Source organism: Streptomyces sp. P5F9, assembly GCF_057961495.1.
In genome coordinates, this window is the sequence record NZ_JBXVPZ010000499.1 from 1 (window position 1) to 6,695 (window position 6,695).

General features: G+C 71.2%; 5 protein-coding genes. 4 read left to right on the forward strand and 1 reads right to left on the reverse strand.

What is annotated here, in order from left to right:
• The first annotated feature begins 214 nt into the window (after nucleotides 1–214).
• From lnt to AC31A1_RS43680, 4 genes are all read left to right on the forward strand, one after another.
• On the forward strand, nucleotides 215–1,825 hold the full coding sequence (lnt, locus tag AC31A1_RS43665) for an apolipoprotein N-acyltransferase (protein ID WP_489658632.1): 1,611 nt from the start codon (nucleotides 215–217) through the stop codon (nucleotides 1,823–1,825).
• Nucleotides 1,826–1,901: 76 nt separating this feature from the next.
• Nucleotides 1,902–2,381, forward strand: a complete 480-nt coding sequence (locus AC31A1_RS43670; RefSeq protein WP_489658633.1) for an NUDIX hydrolase — start codon at nucleotides 1,902–1,904, stop codon at nucleotides 2,379–2,381.
• 54 nt (nucleotides 2,382–2,435) lie between these two features.
• The gene (locus tag AC31A1_RS43675; RefSeq protein WP_489658634.1) at nucleotides 2,436–3,236 is read left to right on the forward strand and encodes a 3-hydroxybutyrate dehydrogenase; all 801 of its coding nucleotides are present in this window, start codon (nucleotides 2,436–2,438) and stop codon (nucleotides 3,234–3,236) included.
• A 77-nt stretch (nucleotides 3,237–3,313) separates the two neighbouring features.
• Nucleotides 3,314–5,266: a helix-turn-helix domain-containing protein gene (locus AC31A1_RS43680; RefSeq protein WP_489658635.1), complete on the forward strand. Its 1,953-nt coding sequence runs from the start codon at nucleotides 3,314–3,316 to the stop codon at nucleotides 5,264–5,266.
• A 46-nt stretch (nucleotides 5,267–5,312) separates the two neighbouring features.
• On the opposite strand, the gene AC31A1_RS43685 is transcribed toward AC31A1_RS43680, so the two are convergent.
• Nucleotides 5,313–6,695, reverse strand: a 1,383-nt coding sequence (locus AC31A1_RS43685) for an MFS transporter (protein ID WP_489658636.1), incomplete at its 5' end; no start/stop codon positions are given.

Genomic DNA, 6,695 nt, shown 5'->3' on the forward strand with positions numbered 1-6,695 from the left:
CCCCTGAACCGGGCCGCCCCCGCGACCCGTGACAGGCCCCGGCCGTCCTGGCCTGGACCGACCGCACGACAGGGGCTCCGGCACACCGTAACGGCTGATGACCGATTTGTGGACGAGTTGCGCAGGAACGATGCTGCTGCGGCCCTGCTCAGTGGCCGGGCTGCCATGCGGACCGTGCTGTCGGCGCCGAGGTCGACCGCCGTACACTCCCGGAGTGACCGTCACCGCAACTTCCGTGGACGAGTCGGACCAGCTGAAGCCGCAGGCCGCGCCCGCATCGCGCCTCGCCCGCGTCGTCCGTCTGGTCCCGGCCGCCGTAGCAGCACTCTCCGGAGTGCTGCTCTACGTCAGTTTCCCGCCCCGCACCCTGTGGTGGCTGGCGCTGCCCGCGTTCGCCTGTTTCGGGTGGGTGCTGCGCGGCCGCAGCTGGAAGGCGGGCCTCGGCCTCGGCTACCTCTTCGGCCTCGGATTCCTGCTGCCGCTGCTGGTGTGGACCGGCGTGGAGGTCGGCCCCGGGCCCTGGATCGCCCTGGTCGTGGCCGAGGCGGTCTTCGTCGCGCTGGTCGGCGCGGCCATCACCGCGGTCTCGAAGCTGCCCGCCTGGCCGCTGTGGGCGGCGGCACTGTGGATCGCCGGTGAGGCGGCACGCGCGCGTGTCCCCTTCCACGGCTTCCCCTGGGGCAAGATCGCGTTCGGCCAGGCGGACGGCGTCTTCCTGCCGCTCGCCGCGGTGGGCGGAACCCCGGTCCTCGGCTTCGCGGTCGTCCTGTGCGGCTTCGGCCTGTACGAGATCGTCCGCCTGGCCCTGGAGAGCCGCAACACCCGTGTCGTACGGCGGTCCGCCGCGGCCGTGGCTCTGCTGAGCGTGGCCGTACCGGTGGTGGGCGCGGTGGCCGCGCGGTCCCTGGTCAGCGACAAGGCCGAGGACGGCACCACGACCGTCGCGGTCATCCAGGGCAACGTCCCGCGCGCGGGGCTGGAGTTCAACGCCCAACGGCGGGCCGTGCTCGACTACCACGTCAAGGAGACCCTGCGGCTGGCCGCGAAGGTCAAGGCGGGCAAGGTCGCCAAGCCGGACGTCGTCCTGTGGCCGGAGAACTCCTCCGACGTCGATCCCTTCGCGGACGCTCAGGCGTACACCGACATCGACGCGGCGGCCAAGGCGATCGGCGCGCCCATCTCGGTCGGCGGTGTCGTCGAACGGGGCGGCAAGCTCTACAACGAGCAGATCCTCTGGGACCCGGTGAAGGGCCCGACCGACACCTACGACAAGCGGCAGATCCAGCCGTTCGGCGAGTACCTCCCGATGCGCTCGCTGCTCGGGGCGATCAACAAGAACTGGACCAGCATGGTCCGCCAGGACTTCAGCCGGGGCACCAAGCCGGGCGTCTTCACCATGAACGGCGCCAAGATCGGCCTGGTCACCTGCTACGAGGCCGCCTTCGACTGGGCCGTGCGCTCCGAGGTCACCGACGGCGCCCAGCTCATCTCCGTGCCCAGCAACAACGCGACCTTCGACCGCAGCGAGATGACCTACCAGCAGCTCGCCATGTCCCGGGTCCGCGCGGTCGAACACAGCCGGACCGTCACCGTCCCGGTGACCAGCGGCGTCAGCGCGATCATCATGCCGGACGGGACGATCACCCAGAAGACCGGCATGTTCGTCGCCGACTCCCTGGTCCAGAAGGTGCCGCTGCGCTCCTCGGAGACCCCGGCCACCAAGCTCGGCATTCTGCCCGAGATGGCCCTGGTGCTCATCGCCGCGGCCGGCCTCGGCTGGGCGGTCGCCGCCGGTGTGCGCGGGCGACGCGCGAGCGACGTGTAGCGTACGCCCGCTGTACTCCCGTCGCGCGCACGGCAGTTCGTGGGGTAGCCATGGATCGTCCCGTTAGGGTCGGAGCATGGCTACTCCTGATTTCATCCGTACGATCCGGGCCTCCGCGGGGCATCAACTGCTCTGGCTTCCCGGGGTCAGCGCCGTCGTCTTCGACGACGCGGGTCGCATCCTGCTGGGCAAGCGGGCGGACAACCACGAGTGGGCGTTGCCCTCCGGCATTCCCGAGCCCGGTGAGCAGCCCGCGGTCTGCGCGGTGCGCGAGGTGTTCGAGGAGACGGCCGTCGAGTGCGTCGCGGAACGCGTCGTCATGGTGAAGGCCGGGGGGCCGATCCGTTATCCCAACGGCGACGCCTGCCAGTTCATGGACATCACCCTGCAGTGCCGGGCCGTCGGTGGTGAGGTGGCCGTGAACGACGACGAGTCGCTGGAGGTCGGCTGGTTCGACCTGGACGCACTGCCCGAGCTCAGCGATCACCAGCTGTTCCGGATCAAGCAGACCCTGGCCGACGCACCCACATGGTTTGACACCACGAGTTCCGACTGAAGTATGTGCTCAGCCCATATGTGGTGGGGCGGGGGCACTGTCTAGGCTCGCCCCATGACCGTGCCCAACGCTCTCCCGGGGGCCCACGCGAGCCTCCTCGACCTCAGCGGCCGTACCGCCCTCGTCACCGGTGCCGCCGGTGGTATCGGCCGCGCCTGCACGTTGCGGCTGGCGGCCGCCGGGGCGAAGGTCAGAGCGGTCGACATGGACGCCCTGGGACTCGCGGAGCTCGCCGAGCAGGCGCAGGATCTCGCGGGCACCGTCGAACCGCACGTCCTCGACCTCACCGACCTGGACGCCGCCGAGCACGCCGCCGCCGGCACGGACGTCCTGGTGAACAACGCCGGGCTGCAACTGGTGCGCCCCATCGAGGAGTTCCCGCCCGACGTCTTCCACACGGTGCTCACCGTGATGCTGGAGGCGCCCTTCCGGCTCATCCGCGGCGCCCTGCCCCATATGTACGGGCAGGGCTGGGGGCGGATCGTCAATGTGTCCTCCGTCCACGGGCTGCGCGCCTCCGCCTTCAAGTCCGCGTATGTGGCCGCCAAACACGGTCTGGAAGGACTCTCCAAGACCGCCGCCCTCGAAGGCGCACCCCATGGCGTCACCTCGAACTGTGTGAACCCCGCCTATGTGCGCACACCCCTGGTCGAGCGACAGCTCACCGACCAGGCACAGGCGCACGGCATCCCCGAGGAACGGGTCCTCACCGAGGTGCTCCTGCAGGACAGCGCGGTCAAACGGCTCATCGAACCGGAGGAGGTCGCCGAGGCCGTGGCCTATCTGTGCGGCCCGCACGCGTCCTTCGTGACCGGCACCTCGCTGGTGCTGGACGGCGGGTGGACCGCGCACTGAAGCACCGGGTGCACAGGCGACTGGGGAGTTGTCCACAGGCCTGACCGGCCGGCCCGGCGATGGGGAATCCTGTGAGCATGTCCAGCGATCACGTGCAGTCCGCCGAGCGCTCCGCCACCGTCACCGGTGCCGCAGCGCGACCGAGCAGTGCCGAGGCGCCGTTCCTGGAGCTGCTGGCCAGGGGCGCCTCCGCCGACGCGTATGAGCAGCCGGTACTGCTCGCCCGCGCCGACGGAAGACCGGTCGAGGCGATCGCGGGGCTCGAACACGCCAAGGTGCTAGCGCTGCGCGTCCGTTCGGAGCTGGAGGGACGCCGACGGCGCGAGGCCGAGCTGTCCGCGCTCTTCGAGACGGCCCATGATCTCGCCGGACTGCGCGACCTGGACGCCGTACTCCAGGCGATCGTCCAGCGCGCCCGGTCGCTGCTCGGCACCGACATCGCCTACCTCAGCCTCAACGACCCGGCCAGGGGCGACACCTACATGCGGGTGACCGAGGGCTCGGTCGCGGCCCGGTTCCAGCAGTTGCGGCTGGGCATGGGGGAGGGGCTCGGCGGACTCGTGGCCCAGACGGCACGGCCGTACGTCACCGACGACTACTTCAAGGACGACCGCTTCCAGCACACCCTCACCATCGACTCCGGGGTGCGGGACGAAGGGCTGGTGGCGATCCTCGGGGTGCCGTTGATGCTCGGGCACCGTGTCATCGGGGTGCTGTTCGCGGCGGACCGGCGGGCGCGGGTCTTCGAGCGGGAGCAGATCGCGCTGCTCGGCTCCTTCGCCGCGCTCGCCGCGGCCGCCATCGACACCGCGAACCTGCTCACCGAGACCCGCTCGGCGCTCGCCGGTCTGGAGCGCGCCAACGAGATCATCCAGGACCGCAGCGGAGTCATCGAGCGTGCGTCGGACGTCCACGACCGCCTCGCCGAGCTCGTCCTGCGCGGCGGCGGGGTCCACGACGTCGCCGCCGCGGTGTCCCAAGTCCTCGACGGAGTGGTCGAGTTCACCGAGATCGACGCCGCGCCCACGAAGGCGTTGGAAGCGTCCCGCGTCGAAGGTCACGCGGTGCGGCACCGGGACGACTGGATCGCCGCCGTGGCCGCCGGCGGCGAACTGCTCGGCGCGCTCGTGCTGCGCGGCCACCCCGGCCTCGACCCCGTGGACCAGCGCACCCTGGAGCGCGCCGCCATGGTCACCTCGCTGCTGCTGCTCGCCCGGCGGTCGGCCGCCGAGGCCGAACAGCGCGTGCGCGGCGAGCTGTTGGACGACCTGCTCGACGCCCGTGACCGTGACCCACGGCTGCTGCGGGAGCGTGCGTCCAGGCTGGACGCCGACCTGGACACCACCCATGTCGTCCTCGCCGCCCGGCTCGACGGCACCGCCGCCGACGCCGACCACGAGGCCGCCGCCCGCAGACGCCTGTGGTCCGCCGCCTCGCATCTCGCCGGGACCCGGCACGGACTGGCCGCCGCCCGCGACGGCGGCACCGTCCTGCTGCTGCCTCTCGACCCCGGCGACACCGCCACTGACCTGGCCCGCCGCACCGCCGCCCACCTGGGAGCGGCGGTCCACGAAGCGGTCACCGTCGGCGCATCCGCCCCCGTCGAGAAACCCGGCACGCGGCCCGACGCCGTGGTCGCCGCCTACGAGGAGGGGCGCCGTTGCCTCGACGCCCTGCGTCTGTTGGGCCGTACCGGAGACGGCGCCGCCGCCGAGGACTTCGGCTTCCTCGGGCTGCTCCTCGCCGGGGACCGGGACATCGGCGGCTTCGTCGAGCGGACCATCGGGCAGCTCGTGCGGTACGACGAGCGGCGCGGCACGGATCTGCTGCGCACCCTGGACGCCTACTTCGCGTGTGGCATGAGCCCGGCCCGGACGAAGGACGACCTGCACGTCCACGTCAACACCGTCGCCCAGCGGCTGGAGCGGGTGGGCCGGCTCCTCGGCGAGGACTGGCAGGAACCGGGACGCGTCCTGGAGATCCAACTCGCCCTGAGACTAAGGCGGTTGGCGGGTCCGGTGCGGCGGTGACCCTCGTAGGCGCGGGGCGTACGAGGGCCGGTGCCGCGCGTGGTGATCAGGCGGTGCGAGCGTCTGCGGCGTCCTTCGTGGGAGCGGTCGCAGGCCGGTCGTCCGCGGTGGCCTCGATCTCGGCCAGGTCGCGGTGCCGGGTCTCCTTGGCCATGCCCACCGCGATCAGGGTCAGGACGACCGCCGCGATCACATACAGGGCGATCGGGGTCGAGCTGTCGTAGTCGGCCAGCAGGGCGGTGGCGATCAGCGGGGCCGGAGCGCCCGCCGCGACCGAGGCGAACTGGGCGCCGATCGAAGCGCCGGAGTAGCGCATCGGGGTCGCGAACATCTCGGAGAAGAACGCGGCCTGGGGTGCGTACATCGCGCCGTGCAGGATCAGGCCGACGGTCACGGCGAGGACCAGGCTGCCGAAGTCTCCCGTGTCGACCAGCGAGAAGAAGGGGAACATCCACAGCCCGATGCCCACCGCACCCAGCAGATACACGGGCCGGCGTCCGATCCGGTCCGACAGGGCGCCCCAGGCCGGGATGACGGCGAAGTGCACGGCGGAGGCGATCAGTACGGAGTTCAGCGCCGTCTGCCGGGAGACGCCGGCCGAGGTGGTGGCGTAGACGAGGATGAAGGCGGTGATCACGTAGTAGCTGATGTTCTCCGCCATGCGGGCGCCCATCGCGACGAGGATGTCGCGCCAGTGGTGACGCAGGACGGAGACGAGCGGGAGTTGCTCGGGGTCGGTGCTCCGGGCCGTTGTCCGGGCGGCGGCTTTGCGTGCCTGTGACTGGGCCAATGCCTTCTGGAACACCGGGGATTCATCGACAGAGAGACGAATCCACAAACCGACGGCGACCAGGACACCGGAGAGCAGGAACGGGATGCGCCAGCCCCAGCTGCCGAAGGCCTCGTCCGAGAGGACTGCGGTGAGCAGGGACAGCACTCCTGTCGCGAGTAACTGCCCCGCGGGTGCGCCGGTTTGGGGCCACGACGCCCAGAAGCCGCGCCGGCGTGCGTCCCCGTGCTCCGAGACGAGCAGGACGGCTCCGCCCCACTCGCCGCCGAGCGCGAAGCCCTGCACCAGGCGCAGCGCGGTGAGCAGGACCGGCGCCGCCGCTCCCACAGTCGCGTGGGTCGGCAGCAGCCCGATCGCGAAGGTCGCACCGCCCATCAGCAGCAGACTCAGCACCAGCAGTTTCTTGCGGCCGAGCCGGTCACCGTAGTGCCCGAAGACGAGGGCGCCGAGCGGGCGGGCCGCGAATCCCACGGCGTAGGTCAGGAAGGAGAGCAGGGTGCCGACGAGCGGGTCGGAGTCGGGGAAGAAGAGCTTGTTGAAGACGAGCGCGGCCGCGGAGCCGTAGAGGAAGAAGTCGTACCACTCGATGGTGGTGCCGATGAGGCTGGCGGCGACGATGCGTTTGAGGTTGGCGGGGGG